The sequence below is a fragment of the Halobacillus sp. A5 genome (assembly GCF_024189315.1).
Lineage (GTDB): Bacteria > Bacillota > Bacilli > Bacillales > Halobacillaceae > Halobacillus_A.
Window position 1 is genome coordinate 76854 of sequence record NZ_JAIZEO010000003.1, and the last position, 17258, is coordinate 94111.

Consider the following 17258-nt stretch of genomic DNA (forward strand, 5'->3'; position numbering starts at 1 on the left):
AAAGCAAGTAATGGCATAAGAGGGCACAAGGGCGATTATTCCATAAGAATAGTTGCCTTTTTTATTTTAAAATTCGTGCAGGGAAATGGAAAAGTCCATTAAATATTTTGGTAAGAGATACATTTATATTTATTTGTGATGCTTGGTGCCGGGGTGCCATCGAATTCGGTATGATATTAAAGGACTAAATTGGAGGGAATATAAAATGGATGTAAAGACACTTTTGTTACAACAGTGGGCAAGCTGCTTGGATGAAGAAGACTGGTTCCCACCACTGGAAAAAGTGCTGGAGGATATCACTTTGGAACAGGCAGTTTGGAAACCAGCTGACGGGACAATGAATTCCATCTAGGAATTAGTTTGTCATTTGCTTTTCTATGAAAAGAGACTCCTGATGCGATATCTTGGTGAAACAGCGAATGAACCACAGGCAGAAAATAATGAATCTACATTTCGATTACCCACTGAGACGTTAGATAATTGGAAGGAAACCAAACAAGAATACTTTCATGTTCATCGTGAACTTGAAAAAATACTAGCAAAATCAGAACAAGAAGATTTGTATAGACAGATCCCTGGTGAACGATCATTAGTGCTTGAGCTGAAGAGTTTAGCATTGCACAACGCATATCATATTGGGCAAATTGTATTTCTTAGTAAAATGCAAGGAGCTTGGACAGGGAAACGCAGCTTTTAAATAATTAAATTAGCTTATTATACGAGGGGGCGATTGTTCAATATGGACAATGCTTTTTCCACGAGGCAGGATTGGTTTGAAGCGTGCTTTGTTTATTAATCAGGGAAGAGGTTCTAAATGTCAAACAACATAAATGAAGAAAAACTAACAGGAGGGAATGTTTCAAACGTATATCGTTTGGAAGATACTGTTCGACGAGAGTTAAAGCCTGATAGTTTTAAAATTCATAAACTATTGCTGCATTTGGAAAGGAAAAGTTTTGATTATGCTCCCAGGTTTTTAGGTGTTGATGAAAAAAATAGAGAGGTATTATCATTTATTGAAGGAGAAGCTGGTAATTATCCTTTGAAAAAATATATGTGGTCTAAAGATGTTTTAAAAGAAATAGCACATATGCTTCGTCTCTATCATGATGCAGTTAGTGATTTTCCGGCATTAAATGAGTGGAAACCAATTGATAATACTCCTAATAACTTAGAGGTTTTATGTCATAACGATTTTGCCATATACAATATTATTTTTAATCATGAACAGCCAGTGGGTATTATTGATTTTGATGTTGCTGCTCCAGGACCAAGACTCTGGGATATCGCTTATACCCTTTACACATGCGTTCCTTAAAGTAGACTTTATCATACAGAAACAGGTAAGGCTGTCTATTATAATCCTTCCCATGATGCTGAGAGGATAAAAAGAAGAGTTAAGTTGTTTTTTGATTCCTACGGTATTAAAGGAATGGAAAAAGGTTATTTAGAGATGGTATTGTTGCGGCTAGAAGGGTTATGTAAATACTTGAAAAGAAGAGCCAGTGAAGGAGACACTGCTTTTCAAAGAATGATTGACGAGGGACATCTTGAACATTATGAAAGCGAAATTAAATTCATTAATGAACATGGAAGAGAGTGGGTTATACCGCTAGAATAGTTGGAATAAGAGATCTAGAAGTGGAAGGTTACCTAATATCTTGAATTGATAAATGTCATTATTCCAGAAATGGTCCGTTATCTTGAATTCAAGTATTCCACATAAGGGCAGGATAATGGAAGACTTGACTTCGAGATATTTTTCTAGAAAATCAATTTTACAATAAAGGATTATATAGATTTTATGTTGAACTATGGAAGAGTGTGGAATAAATGTCTTATGAAAATTGAGTATTATAAGTTTAATTATGAGGAGGAATATAGAGTGAAAGTAGCATTTGTTATTTTTGAGGATTTAACTGCATTAGATTTTGTGGGAGTTTACGATGCTGTTACAAGATTAAAAACCATGAATTTTATTCCAGAGTTAGAATGGGAAATTTGTTCGTTTACTGAACGAGTTGTTGATGGTACAGGGCTAACTTTCACTCCAACAAAAGTAAACGAACCTCTTGATACATATGACATGATTATAGTTCCTGGGGGATTTGGTACAAGAAGGTTGGTTGGTGATAGGACTTTTATGGAATGGTTAAAAACTTCAAAACCATGTAAATTAAAGGCTTCTGTGTGTACTGGTTCTTTGTTATATGGTTCAGCAGGTTTCTTAAATGGGAAATCAGCTACAACTCACCCTAGTGCTTTTGAAAATCTTAAGAAGTATTGTACAGTGGTCGATGATAGAATTGTAGATGAAGGTGATGTCATCACTGCAAGGGGTGTAAGTTCCTCCATTGATTTAGGACTTTATCTTTGTGAAAAATTAGCAGGACATGAGGCAAAAGAAAAAATTCGTATCCAAATGGATTATCAAACGGATTATGTTAGCTATTAAACTAAATGGGGCTATTGCTCAATATAGTGCTTGCTTTCAACACTTAATGAGGTTAAATTAAATCGAAGCTAAGATAAAAGGGGAATAGTTGTGGGAAGGAAAACTATGAACTTAGTAAAGCTGTTAGTGGGAGTAGTAGTAGGAATTGCAATTTATGAAGGGTAAAAGTATTATTCTTTTAAGTGATAATTATATGTGTAGTTAACTAACAGGTGTGTTATTTAAAGAGTGTTTCAATTTATCTCGAAATCAAGTCTTATTGAAACTGGGCTTATCTTCAAGAAGGAGCTCTATTATTATTAAGTAAAGCAGAAGATGTATTGAGGTGCAAATAGGATGTCAAATATAGAATTAAAAATAATTACTTCTGACAATTGGAGAGAAGCCCTTGAATTATCCGTATACGAAGAACAACAGAAATTTGTTGCTTCAGTTAATCCTCCAGTTGCTATTGCACTTGCTAAAGCATATGTAAGACCTGGTGGAAAAATGGTTGAGCCATATGGGATTTATTATAATAAAAAGATGGTAGGATTTTTCAATTTGCATTATACGGCTAGTAGTACAGACGATTATTGGATTTTTCATTTTTTCATAGATAAAAGATTTCAACGAAATGGATTAGGCTTAAAAGCATTTCGAGAATTGATGAGACAAATCAAACAAAATCATCCTGCCTGTTATCGTATGCGTTTAACGGTCCATCCAGAAAATGAAGCAGGGAAAAATTTTTATTTAAAAGTTGGATTTTCGGAAGACAATATTTTGACATTTGATGAGCCTACCTATTCAATATTCATATAACAAATTTTCGGAGAACATGACTATATTCGGGGCGTTTGCTCAACACGAGTAATCCCTTCTTTAATTAGGGAAGGAAGTCTAGAAGTTATTGTAGAAAATGGATAGTGGAAAGTGTAAGGGAGAGTTGATTAATTAGGGGGAGGATATGGGAAATTTGATTTTGTCTGGTGGTGGAAGCTCTAATCAAAATTTTAAAGTATATGAGTTTATGATTAATACTATCGAGAAAAAAGAACCTATACTTTATATACCTCTAGCAGGTGATGCGGACTTTAGACCACATCATACGAGTCTTGACTTCATAAAAAACATATTTGAACCTCTAGGTGTTAAGGAGGTTACGATGTGGACAGATCTCAACCATAAGACGTTAGATGAATTAAAATGCTTTTCAGCTATTTACTTTAGTGGAGGAAGTACGTTAACTCTATTAAAAACGATAAAAGATAGCGGGTTTGCTAAGGTTTTAAGACAGTATTTTAACGGTGGAGGCACTATTTTCGGACAGAGTGCAGGAGCCATCATCTTTGGAAGTGATGTTACTCATACGACAAAAGAGATAGATATAAGTGGCTATAACCCTTTAAATCTTATACATAATTATCGTTTGTGGTGCCATTATGATCAGATTGATGAAGAGTTATTATGTGAGTATTCTAAAGATGAAAGCACTCCTTTCATTGCTCTTTCAGATGGAGGGGCTATTCATGTTACCAAATCATACTGCCAAGTCATCACCAAAAAAGCCTATGAATTCAAAGATGGTAAGAAAAAAGATCTGGAATTTGTGTACAACTCTAATGATCATTAATACAAAGACGAAATGTATGTTAATTTGGAATATCTCGAAATCAAGTCTTCCGCTAGTAGTTGGGATGGCAATTCTTTTCGGATATGCTTTTTTCTTTAGTATGTGTTTGGGATATAGACCATAAATTAATTTTATTCAAGTAAGGGAGCTTATCCTTAGGAAGGGTAAGCCCCTTTTTGTACAAGAGCATTGAGTTCTTGGGTTTGATTTGAAATAATTGGAATTTGTTACGTTGCACTTTAGTATTAAAAGGAGATTCAAAAAAATATTGTTACTAGAAGGGGGATGGCTTTATGAATAAGGAGAAACTTTTTAGAATTCTGTCTATATCAAGTTTGATGGTCTGTATAACTGTTTGGGTCCCTAATATAGTATTTCAAATCTCTAGTCCATTATGGATGCTAACTTTTATTATAGCTCCAGCTGGTATTGTATTTGCGAGCTTGATTAAAAATTCTTGGCTAATAGTATCTAATATTGCTATGCTTTTTAGTTTCTTCATCTTAATGTTTGCTGGGTATTTCATTAATTACATAATTGGAGGAATACCATAAAGTCTATAGGGCTGTTAAATTACCTTGAATTCGAGTCTTAAGTAAACGGGAGCGATTCCTTAATATAAAAGAATTGTGTTTTAAACCTAAGTTATCAAATAAATAAGAATATGATGCAGGGGGAGGGATTTTTTGAAAAGAAAGACAGTGGCACAAATTTTAGTTTTTATTATAGGTGGTTTACTATTTACTTTTTCTATTGAACTCCCTGTACTAGGTTTCAAGAAAATAGAGCTTGTAGAGGATACTTCAACTCATCAAGTAATTAATTACAACTGGTATGGGAAGGAAATAAGTGAGCAGCCCTTTAAAGGTGAACCTAAAGAAGCCCTTAACCTATTTCAAAAGCAAGATAGAATTCAAAAAATTCAAGTGGTCATAGTTGTTTTTGCACTCATGGCTTTGGCGCTATGGTGGAGTAAGGAGAAAAAACGTTATATATATGGTTGTGCCTTTATATTTTTCCTTTTAGTTGTTATTGATATTATGATGGTAAACAAGTTTAGTTAGAGTACGTATTGAAGTGAAAAATAAACAAGGAATTCTGAATACATCTCGATATCGAGTCTTAATGAAGCTGGGGCTATTGTTCAATAAGAGCAATAGCTTTTTAGCTAGCGAGCAGTGTTTGTTGAAGACTCAGCTTCGAAATAATTAGAATTTTATTGTATGAAAAATAGATAATACGTATAATAATTCATTAAGTAGAAAGTTGTTTGAACAAAGGAGTGAGTATGTGATTATTAAATTTGCAAGTGTCACAGATGCTTCCGTTATTCACGATTTAATGATTAAGGCATTTATGGAATATAAAAATGAGGTCCCTCCGTCCAGTGCTTTAGAAGAAACAGTACAATCTGTCTCTAATGCATTAGTAAAAGAGGAAGAAGGGGTGATAGCGTATCAAGAAAACGTTCCAGTTGGTATGGTGCGTTTTTTAATTTATAACCAAAGCATATATTTTTACCGTTTGTCAGTAATCCCTGATAAGCAAGGAAAGGGAATAGCCAAAAATATGTTAAAATTTATAGAAGATTATGCAAATAAGGAAGGTTTCTCGTCTATTCGATGTAAAGTCCGTATGAGTGCGACAAAGAACCTAAAGTTATACAGATCAATAGGTTACGATGTTTACGAGGAAGAAGTTGTACATAAACCGAATGGTATAAATATTAATGTTGTATCTATGAAAAAAGATCTTTTGTTATTGCAATAAAGGGGGCAATTGCTTAATTGAGCGCTCGCCATATTAAATATTCATATATATATTTAGCAAGCGGAGCAGCAAAGTTTTTTAAAAGAATTAATTAGAAATGAGGAAATAGGGTGGGAATATTTTTTAAAAATATGTCTGAAAAGGAAACTGATAATTGGGAAAAAGGGTGTGTTTTTGGCTTTTACGTCTTCTTAATAAGTTTGTTTATTAACCAAACTTACTACTATATTTTTAATAGTTACTTGTTTTCAAATTTTGTTATCTTTTGGGCCGGGCTGGTATCTGCATTTGTCTGGTCTTCAATTTTAAATATAAACTTCGTAAAAGGAAGAAAAATAAGGAATTGAAAAATCTGCATATTAAGCTAATGGAGCGTTATTGAAGAATGATGGAGGAGGTTGGGATAATAACAGTAGCGAGGGGATGGTTTCAGCGCTTTCGACAGAGGAATAAGAACCACCCCTGACTTGGGTTATCTTGAGTTCTAGTATTTCGCTAACTGGGGCGCGCGACAAGTTCTGCTATAAGCGCTTTTCAGCGCGAAAGGCAGGGAATCTGTTGGATTAAATTTCAACTGTACAACGGAGGATGGGAATGAAGGATCCATGTTTCCCGAAACCATCCCGTTAATACTCCTGCATGCGTTGAGACGGACAGGTCTCTTGGTATGAAGCACAGGTGAAGGCGGCAGAACAAAGGCTAAAGCCATTTGCAAAGAAAAGGTATGCTTGAGGATATGTCTGACGGCTAAAACCTAGTTAAGGTGAGAATCGTTCTTTGAGATAGGAACTGACGAACTTCCGAAGGTAAGGGTCTAAAGTTACGAACGTAAGGAAACTTACGTGTCATCTTACGATGACGTGAGTGGTGTGGAGTAAAACTGCCCCATCTGAAAGACGCTATACCGAACCAAGGCGGTATCCAGCTCACAGGCTTACAGGAAGCACCTAATTCTAGTAATGACAGCTACGTTGTATGGTACTTGGAAAGCAAGGAACGTTGAATCAAGGACTGTCACCCGAAACGGTTGCTATAAAGATATGCTGAAAAGCATTTATCCTTGTGAGGGTAGGGGAATGACTGATGAAACTTCTGTAATAGAAGTGGAGGAATAGCCCCAAATCTAGAGTATGAAACGATTATTTTCCTAACGTGAATGGCACCGATCGGGTAGGAACGTGGGAACATCACTCCAAAGGAGGGATGCCACAGTGTCAACGCTGCGAAACTGGGATTATTATAATATGACGGAGACCTTTACGGATCTTCATGAAAAAGCGAGTCAGGGACATACGTTTTCTTATCTATATGAAACCATCATATCGAGAGAAAACATCCTGCTCGCCTTTCGCATGATCAAAACCAATAAAGGATCTAAAACACCAGGCACCGATGGGAAAACTATCGATGACATGAAAGAGCTCTCCGAAAATGATCTGGTAAACGAAGTCCGAACGAAACTTAGAAACTATTGCCCGAAGAAAGTTCGCAGAGAATGGATTGAAAAAGACAACGGAAAATGGAGACCCCTTGGGATTCCGTGCATCCTGGATCGAGTGATCCAACAATGCTTTAAACAAGTTCTCGAACCGATTGTAGAATCTCAATTCTTCAAACATAGCTACGGATTCAGACCTCTCCAGTCTGCTCATCATGCTATGGCAAGGATACAGTTTTTGATTAATCATAGTCAACTTCATTACGTCGTTGATGTAGATATTAAAAGTTTCTTTGATAACGTAAATCATCGTCTATTAAAGAAGCAACTCTGGAACATCGGTATTCAAGACCGTAAGGTACTAGCCTGTATCTCAAAAATGATCACTTCGGAGATTGATGGAGAAGGAGTACCCGAGAAGGGTTCGCCACAAGGTGGAATTTTATCCCCTCTTCTTTCTAATGTCGTTTTAAATGATCTAGACCAATGGGTTGCCGACCAGTGGGAAGTATTTCCCCTGACGAAAGCCTACAGTTCAGATGATGCCAGAAGGCGAGCGAGAAAACAAACGAATTTGAAACAAGGATACCTGGTCCGATATGCTGATGATTTTAAAATTCTTTGTCGGGATGGAAAGACAGCGCAAAGGTGGTACCATGCGGTACGTCTGTACCTCAAAGAGCGTTTGAAACTGGACATCTCACCGGAGAAATCTCAAATTGTAAACTTAAGAAAACGAGAATCTGAGTTCTTAGGGTTCACCATTCGTGCGAATAAAAAGGGTAAGAAACGAGTGGCTCATACTGGGGTCATTTCTTCTAAAAGAAAGAAAATGAAGCAGGAAGCGAAAAAGCTCATTCGGAGAATGAAAAGTTCACCTTCTGCTGAGAATATTCATCGTTACAATAGTTTTGTTCTGGGACTTCACCAATACTTTAAGCGAGCGACTCATGTAAATCTTGTGTTCTCACGTCTTGCTTACGATCTTAAACCATTTCTAGTGAACCGTCTTCGACCGGTTGGAAAGCTAGAACATCCTTTTCAGCCACCGCCTTTTTATAAGAAAACCTTTAGCTTAGGAACGAAAACATTCAATATCAATGGTGTGTATCTGTTCCCCATCGGCAATGTGAAAACATTCCATACGATGAACTTCAGTCCAAAGCTTTCGCTTTATACAAAGACAGGAAGAGAACAGATGTACAAAAGTCTCCGCCCTGATATCCAGAAAGAAATCGGTCACTTAATGAAGTCTTCTCTACCGAAACGAAGTATCGAATATCTTGATAATCGTATTAGCCGGTATAGTATGAAGATGGGGAGATGCGAAATTACAGGTGAGTACCTCCATGCATCAGACGTTCACTGCCATCATTACGTGCCAAGGAACCAAGGAGGTTCGGATCAATTTCAAAATCTCCGTAATCTTCATAAGGATATTCACCGACTTATCCATATGAAAGATATAGAAAAGATAAAGGTTTATCTTAAACAATTACCACAGAATCGATTGATCTTAGATAAGATCAATCAATACCGAAAGGTATGTGGGGTGGAAGGGATCGAAGCATCCAGTCTCGAAGAGTAACATAGGAACTTATAATTTAGTACATACCTTTAGATGGAACGCCGGATGCTGGGAAACTAGCACGTTCGGTGTGGAGCAGGGGAAAAGCCGGAGATAACCTCAAACGCTTACCTATTGCTAACGATTATCTAATAAGAGGTAATCAACTTTCTGGCAGTATCTTGAACATGAAAGGTGAAAAAAATGAAAGAATTAGACGAACATAGATTTATTATTAATGTAAAGTCTGAATACCCTCCCTCCATAGGAAGATTATTATCCATGATGGATTATACACGAAAGACGACACTAGATGCTGTAGAAGGGTTGTCAGTAGAAGAGCTTGATTATCGTATAAATGGAAAAGGAAACTCAATAGGTTGTCTTTTATACCATATCGTATGTGTGGAAGAAGTCTATCAAATCTTGACTTTTGAGGGTAGGGAGCCCACTAAAGACGAACGCCAAAAACTTGATGTAGGATTAAAACTTGGTGAGAAGTCACACGAGGAAATTATTGGTAAAGGTATTGACTACTATAAAGAGAAACTAATTTTAGTGCGAAAGCGGACATTAGAATTATTTAAAAATAAAGAGGATAACTGGTTAGATGAAGTATCTCCCTTTGTTCACGATTATGATGCTAATCACTATTTTCGTTGGTTTCATGTATTTGAAGATGAACTAAATCACCGTGGTCAAATCCGTCTAATTCGCAACCATATGAATAGAGAATAGCAAGGTAAACCTTTAAAACCGGATAAGATACTGAGATGCGTGGAAAAGAGGTGGCCCACCAAGAGTCAGGCATATCCCATTAACGTATGATAGAGATAAGATCATACCAGGATGGATCTGATCCAAGATATCTTGAAATCGAGTCTTCCTTTATCGGGAGCGATTGTTCAATAAGGACAATCGATTTTTCACTAGAAGAGCAGAGTTGTTTAAGATGAAACACTTAATCTTAAAAGATGGATGTGATAAAAATAGGTGCTAATATTGCGATTATCGCTGATATACATGGGAATAGCGCTGCATTAAAAGCTGTTTTAGATAGAATTGATAAAGATAAGCAAATAGAACATATTTATTGCCTTGGTGATTTAATAGGGATCGGTCACGAAACAAATGATGTTCTTGAATTGTTGTTTTCACGTAACGATATAACCTTTGTTAAAGGAAATCATGATGAAGCAATTTTAAACATAATTGATGGGAAAGAACCAGGAAGTTTCGGAGAGGAAAGAGAGCATCATCAATGGATTGCATCTGGATTAGACAAGAAGTTCATCCCTAAATTGTTAAGCATGCCCGATATGCATTATGAGAAGATAAACGGGAAAAACTTTTTGTTTGTTCATTATCATTTAAATGAAAAGGATAAGCTTTTACCTATTGATAATCAACCCACAACTGAAAAACTTGATGCAACATATGAAAATTCCGAAGCAGACGTTATCAGTTTTGGACACCATCATATTGTTCATCATTTTAGGTCAAACAAAAGACTTTATCTTAATCCGAGTTCATTAGGTTGTAGCCACAAACCTGTTGCACCATATGTTAAATTGCATGTCGGATCAAATGAACAGGTAGATGTTTCTTTTATTGAAGTACCGTATGACAATAAAGATTTTTTACTTTCTTATGAAAAGTTCGATGTGCCCGCTAGAGATTTTATATTAAAGGTATTTCATGGAGAACAGCATTTACAATATGTCTAAGCCTTTTTAATAAGGTATTAGGTTAGTCAAAGATTCAAGCCTTCAAGAATACCAGCTAATAGAAGGTCAATAGGTAAGGGTAAAAAAGAGTAATTAGACGTGGTACAATAAAAATGAACATACTAAATAAACTTCACTAGTAATTATTTGAAGTATTTTCTATAAAAGTATTTTATTGGTTTATTTTAAATCACATAAGCCTTTTTAATATGGCATAAATCCAGTGAATGAGCTTGTTTGCACAAGCAATGATCGCCACCTTATGTGGTTTACCTTCTTCACGTTTCTTATCGTAATAAGCTTTTAGTTTTGGGTTGCGATTCTTGGTTATTCCGCATTGAACTGCGTTATATAGACTTTTTCTAAGGCTGGACGATCCTCGCTTTGTAATTCGGTTAATGGATGCTTTAAACTGTCCAGACTCATGGACACTTGGGTCAATCCCCGCGTATGCAACGAGCTTTTTAGGGTGGTTAAACTGATCAATTTCCCCAATCTCGGATAGGATTGTTGCCGCAATCTTTCCACCAATACCGGGAATTGATCGGATAATCTCATATTCATTAAATTCTTCAGCCAGGGCATCTATCTCTTTCAGTAGCTTCGATAGGTGCCTTTGGTATTGGAGAAGAAGTTGAATAAACATTGTTAAACTCACCACATGACTCGAATATAAATTACGCTTGAATGGATCTCGGTCTGCTGCCTCTTTGAGCCGATGAGCTTTATCTAATGCCCATCCATAAGAGCGTTTTACTCCTTGTTGGAGAATCACTTCAGCTATTTTTTCCTTCGTTTCCTCCCGAACACCTTGAGGTGTTTGATAGTGGAGTAACGTTCGTAAGGATGACGGTGAATAAAGAGATCCAAAGACCGTCTTATATCTGTGATCTCTTCCACCTCTAACCAAAAGAGATGAAAATCATGTAACCCTAAAACGTTATGCTCGAAAACAAAACTCTTCTTGTAAGGATCTTTCTTCTGTAAAAAGGCTTGTACTTGGCTTTTTCCTTTCGCAATATCCAGGCCAATGACTGGATCCATATTTTATCACGTCTCCTTTTGTTAGATTCGCCGGCAGCCCCTAACCTAGCTTGTAGTGTCATAGCTTCGCTTGTTATTCGGGATCCAGGTCCCAACCAGCCTCAATCATGTTTCTACAAGTAGGGGGTGGACAGTATTCTGGACGGGATCAGAGTCCCATGGGGGCGAACGTCCTACCCCGGCTACTTAAAGAATAACCTATAAAAAATAGGTCAACCAGATAAACTGGTTAATCTTATAATACGAACGGGAGCGATAGCTGCACATTGGATATGGGATTATCCAAATACTAAAAGACCTGAAATTTTAGTTAGGCTTGAACAATTGTCTGAAGATAAACAAGTTATCATATTAAAATCACCAAAAGAAGTTCAACAGTTTTAAGAAATAGTACAATAACTTTTATTACTTATTAAAGTAACGGGGGCTTATCCAAATCTTCTTCGCATTTGAGAGTTAGCAGTTTAATTAGAAGAAACAGAGGGCAAAACAGATTGACTGATTTCGAAATATAGAATAAAATAAGGAAAATTTTACAGATAAACACAATGACTGGGAGTATTAAGGAATGGTTATTGTTCAGAGAACTGTCGGTCGGTGAAAGGCAGTAAATAAGATTCCCCAACTTACCCATGAGTGGTTAGGCTTCATAGGCCTTAACGGTTAACTTCCGTAATCAAGTTTAAAGTGGGTTCGTTGATCATTTATACACGAATCAAAAAGAGTGGTACCACGTAGGTAAACCTATCGTCTCTTCATAGACGATAGGTTTTTTATTTTATCATTTCTTATTATTTAGGAGGGAAAGGTGCGTATGTCGACAACAAACTGGCAACGTCAGGATGTAACACAACATTACCTTGAACAAGTGAGGGGAGCTATTCCTTTTGGTGTTGAACAGGCCAAGATCATGCTTCAAGTCATCAATCATTTTACGTCTAGCCCGAAAAGAATAATGGATTTGGGGTGTGGGAACGGTTTTTTAGCTGAGGTTCTACTTAAATCTTATCCAGAAGCTTCTGCTGTGTTATTAGATCATTCCAAACCCATGGTTGAAACTGCACGAAATGATATGAATGACTATAGAGATCGATGTGACATTGTTCATGCTGATTTCAGTCAGTCTATACAAAAATACGGAGGGAAAGGGTCTCTTGACTGCATTGTTTCCGGTTATGCGATTCACCATCTTCCCCATGAGAAGAAAAGAGAACTATATCAAGAAATTTATGAGTTACTAGCACCTGGAGGGATTTTTATAAATATTGAACATACAGCATCGGCGACGCCGGAACTTGAAAAATTGCATGACGAACTTTTCGTGGATCACCTAGCTTCACATAACAAAAGAAACAGAAATGATGTTGCTCAGGAATACTACAACCGTTCAGACAAGGATGATAATATTCTTGAACGAGTTGATCTTCAGGTTGATTGGCTACGTGAAATTGGATTTAACCACGCAGATTGTTATTTCAAATGGATGGAACTTGCGGTTTTCGGTGGGACCAAATAGTAGAAATTGGAGGATTAATTGCAACTTTTTCTACAGATTATCTCGATCCTGAGTCTTCTAGTAAAGGCGGCATTTCTTTAGTTTGAGGAAATAATATGGGAGGGAATTAAGTTGATAAAGATTCAAAGCGATTATCATAAACGACCGATTCGGTTCATCGAGTTATGGGAAGACGGAGGCTGGTCCTTAAAAGTATATGGGATCTCCTATTTAAGTGATTACCCAAGTAACAAATTAATTGATACATCAAAGGAACTTGCTCGTGATACCCTTCCTTTCCCAGCAGTGACAAATAATCGATATGGTCTTGGATTTATAGGTGTACATGAAGGTTCAGGTGCTAACTTTATTTTCGTTGACTGGTGGTCTAACGAAATCGAGCTTAAAATCCTTGCATTAGCCTTAGAAAAAGCAAAGGAACTGAATTTAGATAAAGTACTCTTAGTATGTCATTCAAGTAATACCGCATCGAAAAAAGTGATTATAAATAATGGGGGGATATGGGATAAAGATTTTGTAGACAAGCAGAAAAATACCTTAAACAGATTCTGGATTGAACTTAAATGAAACTTATTTAATGTCTATATTCTTAAGGTTTATCTTCAATTCGAGTTTTCAAGAATAGGGAGCTTTTGAGGAATACAAAAAGCGTTTGTAAAAATTAAAAGATTGCTTTACTCTCATACCATTCAAACTCTATTTGAGATTCAGCAGAAGTGCGGCTACATAAAAAGAACATTGCGTTTGTTCCTGGTTCTATAATTAATCGACCGTCAACTCTAAAACCCAGTTCGGTCTTTTGGGGACTTAACGCTCTGGTACCTACAACTCTTCCTCCTGAAAATGAACCTGATACACTAGGGTTAAATAGAATTTCTCCTACAGGCTTATGATTGGAGGCAAGTTTCAGAACACTCACGTCTGATGATCGACGTGGAATTCCAGGTGGGTCAGCATTAACAACAAAGTCTGCCTTCACTAGTTTAGTCGAGAAGTTTGTCAAAGCAAAAAAAGAGACATATAAATTCACATTAGATTCTAACGGATTTACAAGTTGAGCCCATGCATTTTTATTAGCGCTCGTCTCTAACACCCCAGAAGTTCCAGCAAACAACCTTCCTTTACTACTTTGAAATGCAGGGTTTATGATATCTACTCTTGGCTTTAATTCCATGTATGGTCTACCTCCTACTAAGTCTACTTTTTACAATATATATACTTCAGAATAGTCATTATGCTTTTAAACCAATTAATATTTTTCAGGGGTCTAAGCTGTATATAGAAAGGGAAGATAGATTACTACTATACTCGCCATTTACATTGGCAGGAAAATACCGATATCCAGGGACTAAAATGGGCTGATTCTTTAATAGAACATCCCAAAACTAATATAGAGAGATTAGTGAGTGAGAATGTCTAAATGAGAATCTTCAGTGATTGCGAGCGTTAGTTGAAAAAACAACTCTAAAGTATCTCGGATTCGAGTCTTCACGGTAGTTCTAGAATAGTTAGTTAAATTTAGCTTTCAGCTATTAAAAATATTGTGAGAATCTTAATCCAAACTTTAGGGGGATGTAAGTGTCAAAAAGATTAAAGAAATCATCGACAGATAAGGCTCTATATGGAGTTTGTGGAGGGATAGCTGAGTTTTTTGGAATATCTTCTTTTGTCGCGAGGTTAATATTCTTCTTTACTGCATCAGTTTCATTTTGGGTATATGTATTTCTAGTCTGGACTTTAAAAGAGAAACAATTAATATAAATCGGATGACAATATTGAAATGAACGGCTCTGGTAAAGTTTAATGTTAGATAGCTCGAAATCAAGTCTTCACGTAAAGGGGACGATTGCTTAACAAGAGTAATCGTCTTTTTCTTAGCATTTGGATAGTTTTTAGAGCCAGAGCAACCATTTATGAAGATATGTAATTGAAAATTATAAAAAAATATCTCAAAATGTAAAATATACTATATTAGGAGGGTAGAAATGGCTGAGAAATTCGATAGAATAGCCTCGTATGTAATAATTCCTTTAATAGTATTAATTTTTATCATTAACTCTTATGTTTTTAAAAGCAACAGTATCACTTTTATTCTTGTCATCATCGGTTTGATTACTGTCTCTATTCTAAATTTAATGATGTACAGAAGAAAAGAATATAAATCAGGCATCTTTACTTCTGTTATAATAGTAGCGCTAATTATCTGGTTCTCTCTTTAAAGGATTAAGAGGAACTTCCATAGAACAGGAAGTTCATTATTAGTAATATATCTTGAATTCAAGTCTTCCGCTATTTGGGGCGATTCCTTAATATAAAAGAATTGTGTTTTGTACCTAAGTTATCAAATAAATAAGAATTTGAAGCAGGAGGAGGGATTTTTTGAAAAGAAAGACAGTGGCACAAATATTAGTTTTTATTATAGGTGGTTTACTATTTACTTTTTCTATTGAACTCCCTGTATTGGGGTTTAAGAAAATAGAGTTTGTGGAGGAAACTTCAACACATCAAGTAATTAATTACAACTGGTATGGGAAGGAAATAAGTGAGCAACCCTTTAAAGGTGAACCTAAAGAAGCCCTTAACCTATTTCAAAAGCAATATAGAATTCAAAAAATTCAAGTGGTCATAGTTGTTTTTGCACTTTTGACTTTGGCGCTATGGTGGAGTAAGGAGAAAAAACGTTATATATATGGTTGTGCCTTTATATTTTTCCTTTTAGTTGTTATTGATATTATGATGGTAAACAAGTTTAGTTAGAGTACGTATTGAAGTGAAAAATAAACAAGGAATTCTGAATACATCTCGATATCGAGTCTTAATGAAGCTGGGGCAAGTGTTTAATAAGAGTAGTCTTTTTTTTTACTAACTGTCAAAATAGATGAATAACTAAGGAGGTGAATATATGAAGAAAGTTATTTTTTTATTAGCGTTGACTAGTTTTTTATTAATCGGATGTTCAGAAGAGGAAACTAACGCTAATAAAAAGTATGCCAATCTGTTGTCTACTGATGAAGGTAGCTATGCTTTGTATATAGTTGCTGAGCCGATGGATGAAATTACAAATGAACTACTCCAAAATAAAGGGATACATAATGTGAAAAGTTGGGTACAAGAGACATCACTAGAAAATGCAAGATTAAATGAAGTCAAAGAAATGCCTGCGTTTATGGTCTTTGATACAAAAAGTAAGGTTTATGAAACTAATAGCAGGCAGGAGCTATTCGAATTTTTGCAGGAAAATTAAACAACATATTTTAGATGATTTTTTACGCTAACAGATTCGTTAGTAATAAAATTACTTCCAAATATCTCGATACCGAGTCTTCAAGATTTTTGGGCGAATCTGAAACAATCGGATTTGTCCCCTTTAATAATGGTTGGGGCAGGATTATGCAATAGAGGGTGTTATTAAGGTGGATATTTCTTAATCGTAAAGTTCTAACAGGTGAAACAGGACTTCTTGTCGAAACTTAAACATATGACATTCACTAAATTGGAGGGTATACGATGGCAGAAGTTTTGTTGTTACACCATGTGTTAGGTCGAACAAAGGGGATTGAAGCAATCGCCGATCAACTTAGAGGTGCAGGGCATAAGGTTCACGTGCCAGATTTATTTTACGGCCACATATTTTCCTCGCTGGAGGAAGGCTTGGTATTTGTTAAGGAAATCGGGTTTAAAGAAGTGAGGGCACGCGGCGTTCGGGCAGCCAGCGAGCTTTCACGTGATATCGTCTATGCGGGTTTTTCACTCGGTGTACCAGCAGCACAGCAGCTCGCTCAAACTCGTAAAGACGCCAGAGGCGCACTGTTTTTTCATGCCTGCCTCCCGACCTCGGCCTTCGAATCTCAGTGGCCGGCAGACTTGCCCGTGCAAATCCACGCCATGAGTGCAGATCCTTTTTTCGTTGAAGACGGCGACATCGACGCTGCCCGTGAGCTTGTTGCGTCGGCCAATCAGGCTGAACTTTTTCTGTACGAAGGCAAGGAACATCTTTTCACCGATAGCAGTTTACCGACTTACGATGCTGACGCGACGAAACTTGTGATTAAGCGGGTGCTCGACTTTCTCGCATAGTGTAAATAAAAAAAATCTCAGAAGAGCATAGAAGTCAATGTAGGGGAAG

General features: G+C 36.4%; 20 protein-coding genes, 2 pseudogenes and 1 other annotated feature. Of the genes and pseudogenes, 19 read left to right on the forward strand and 3 right to left on the reverse strand.

Going from position 1 to position 17258, the window contains the following annotated elements; translation table 11 throughout:
* Positions 1-205 precede the first annotated feature (205 nt).
* The 12 genes and pseudogenes from LF822_RS12180 to LF822_RS12235 all read left to right on the forward strand — a co-directional run bounded on the left by LF822_RS12180 (position 206) and on the right by LF822_RS12235 (position 10572).
* Positions 206-352, forward strand: a complete 147-nt coding sequence (locus tag LF822_RS12180; protein WP_253924345.1) for a hypothetical protein — start codon at positions 206-208, stop codon at positions 350-352.
* Between the two features lie 42 nt (positions 353-394).
* A complete protein-coding gene (locus LF822_RS12185; protein WP_253924346.1) occupies positions 395-697 on the forward strand; it encodes a DinB family protein in 303 nt (100 codons plus the stop codon).
* Positions 698-814: 117 nt separating this feature from the next.
* Positions 815-1621 (forward strand): annotated as a pseudogene (locus tag LF822_RS12190) (phosphotransferase).
* Positions 1622-1885: 264 nt separating this feature from the next.
* On the forward strand, positions 1886-2455 hold the full coding sequence (locus LF822_RS12195; RefSeq protein ID WP_253924347.1) for a DJ-1/PfpI family protein: 570 nt from the start codon (positions 1886-1888) through the stop codon (positions 2453-2455).
* A 336-nt stretch (positions 2456-2791) separates the two neighbouring features.
* The gene (locus LF822_RS12200) at positions 2792-3259 is read left to right on the forward strand and encodes a GNAT family N-acetyltransferase (RefSeq protein WP_253924348.1); all 468 of its coding nucleotides are present in this window, start codon (positions 2792-2794) and stop codon (positions 3257-3259) included.
* A 145-nt stretch (positions 3260-3404) separates the two neighbouring features.
* Positions 3405-4070 (forward strand): Type 1 glutamine amidotransferase-like domain-containing protein, encoded by a 666-nt coding sequence (locus LF822_RS12205; RefSeq protein WP_253924349.1) that lies wholly within the window; start codon positions 3405-3407, stop codon positions 4068-4070.
* A gap of 293 nt (positions 4071-4363) precedes the next feature.
* Complete coding sequence (locus tag LF822_RS12210) at positions 4364-4624, forward strand: hypothetical protein (protein ID WP_253924350.1); 261 nt, start codon at positions 4364-4366, stop codon at positions 4622-4624.
* 132 nt (positions 4625-4756) lie between these two features.
* Positions 4757-5134 carry a hypothetical protein gene (locus tag LF822_RS12215; protein WP_253924351.1) on the forward strand — a complete coding sequence of 126 codons (378 nt, stop codon included), beginning with the start codon at positions 4757-4759 and terminating at the stop codon, positions 5132-5134.
* Positions 5135-5366: 232 nt separating this feature from the next.
* On the forward strand, positions 5367-5840 hold the full coding sequence (locus LF822_RS12220) for a GNAT family N-acetyltransferase (RefSeq protein WP_371925919.1): 474 nt from the start codon (positions 5367-5369) through the stop codon (positions 5838-5840).
* A 1211-nt stretch (positions 5841-7051) separates the two neighbouring features.
* On the forward strand, positions 7052-8866 hold the full coding sequence (gene ltrA / locus LF822_RS12225; RefSeq protein ID WP_253924353.1) for a group II intron reverse transcriptase/maturase: 1815 nt from the start codon (positions 7052-7054) through the stop codon (positions 8864-8866).
* 183 nt (positions 8867-9049) lie between these two features.
* Positions 9050-9583 (forward strand): DinB family protein, encoded by a 534-nt coding sequence (locus LF822_RS12230; RefSeq protein WP_253924354.1) that lies wholly within the window; start codon positions 9050-9052, stop codon positions 9581-9583.
* Between the two features lie 242 nt (positions 9584-9825).
* Positions 9826-10572 (forward strand): metallophosphoesterase family protein, encoded by a 747-nt coding sequence (locus LF822_RS12235; RefSeq protein ID WP_253924355.1) that lies wholly within the window; start codon positions 9826-9828, stop codon positions 10570-10572.
* 190 nt (positions 10573-10762) lie between these two features.
* Here LF822_RS12235 and LF822_RS12240 read toward each other — a convergent pair.
* Positions 10763-11323 (reverse strand): annotated as a pseudogene (locus tag LF822_RS12240) (IS110 family RNA-guided transposase); the annotation flags it as partial.
* Between the two features lie 29 nt (positions 11324-11352).
* Positions 11353-11616, reverse strand: a complete 264-nt coding sequence (locus tag LF822_RS23110) for a hypothetical protein (protein ID WP_371925906.1) — start codon at positions 11614-11616, stop codon at positions 11353-11355.
* Between the two features lie 539 nt (positions 11617-12155).
* Positions 12156-12374 (forward strand) — a binding site (T-box leader).
* 56 nt (positions 12375-12430) lie between these two features.
* Between LF822_RS23110 and LF822_RS12245 the strand changes: the two genes are divergently transcribed.
* Entirely contained in the window at positions 12431-13132 is a 702-nt protein-coding gene (locus LF822_RS12245; protein WP_253924356.1) for a class I SAM-dependent methyltransferase, read from the forward strand.
* A 111-nt stretch (positions 13133-13243) separates the two neighbouring features.
* Positions 13244-13699 carry a GNAT family N-acetyltransferase gene (locus LF822_RS12250; protein ID WP_253924357.1) on the forward strand — a complete coding sequence of 152 codons (456 nt, stop codon included), beginning with the start codon at positions 13244-13246 and terminating at the stop codon, positions 13697-13699.
* A gap of 94 nt (positions 13700-13793) precedes the next feature.
* On the opposite strand, the gene LF822_RS12255 is transcribed toward LF822_RS12250, so the two are convergent.
* The gene (locus LF822_RS12255) at positions 13794-14306 is read right to left on the reverse strand and encodes a DUF6143 family protein (protein ID WP_253924358.1); all 513 of its coding nucleotides are present in this window, start codon (positions 14304-14306) and stop codon (positions 13794-13796) included.
* 404 nt (positions 14307-14710) lie between these two features.
* Between LF822_RS12255 and LF822_RS12260 the strand changes: the two genes are divergently transcribed.
* From LF822_RS12260 to LF822_RS12280, 5 genes are all read left to right on the forward strand, one after another.
* Positions 14711-14893 carry a PspC domain-containing protein gene (locus tag LF822_RS12260; protein ID WP_253924359.1) on the forward strand — a complete coding sequence of 61 codons (183 nt, stop codon included), beginning with the start codon at positions 14711-14713 and terminating at the stop codon, positions 14891-14893.
* A gap of 224 nt (positions 14894-15117) precedes the next feature.
* Complete coding sequence (locus LF822_RS12265; RefSeq protein ID WP_253924360.1) at positions 15118-15351, forward strand: hypothetical protein; 234 nt, start codon at positions 15118-15120, stop codon at positions 15349-15351.
* Between the two features lie 160 nt (positions 15352-15511).
* Positions 15512-15889, forward strand: coding sequence for a hypothetical protein (locus LF822_RS12270; protein WP_253924361.1), 378 nt, complete (start codon positions 15512-15514; stop codon positions 15887-15889).
* A 145-nt stretch (positions 15890-16034) separates the two neighbouring features.
* A complete protein-coding gene (locus tag LF822_RS12275; RefSeq protein WP_253924362.1) occupies positions 16035-16376 on the forward strand; it encodes a hypothetical protein in 342 nt (113 codons plus the stop codon).
* A 263-nt stretch (positions 16377-16639) separates the two neighbouring features.
* The gene (locus tag LF822_RS12280; RefSeq protein ID WP_253924363.1) at positions 16640-17209 is read left to right on the forward strand and encodes a dienelactone hydrolase family protein; all 570 of its coding nucleotides are present in this window, start codon (positions 16640-16642) and stop codon (positions 17207-17209) included.
* Positions 17210-17258 lie beyond the last annotated feature (49 nt).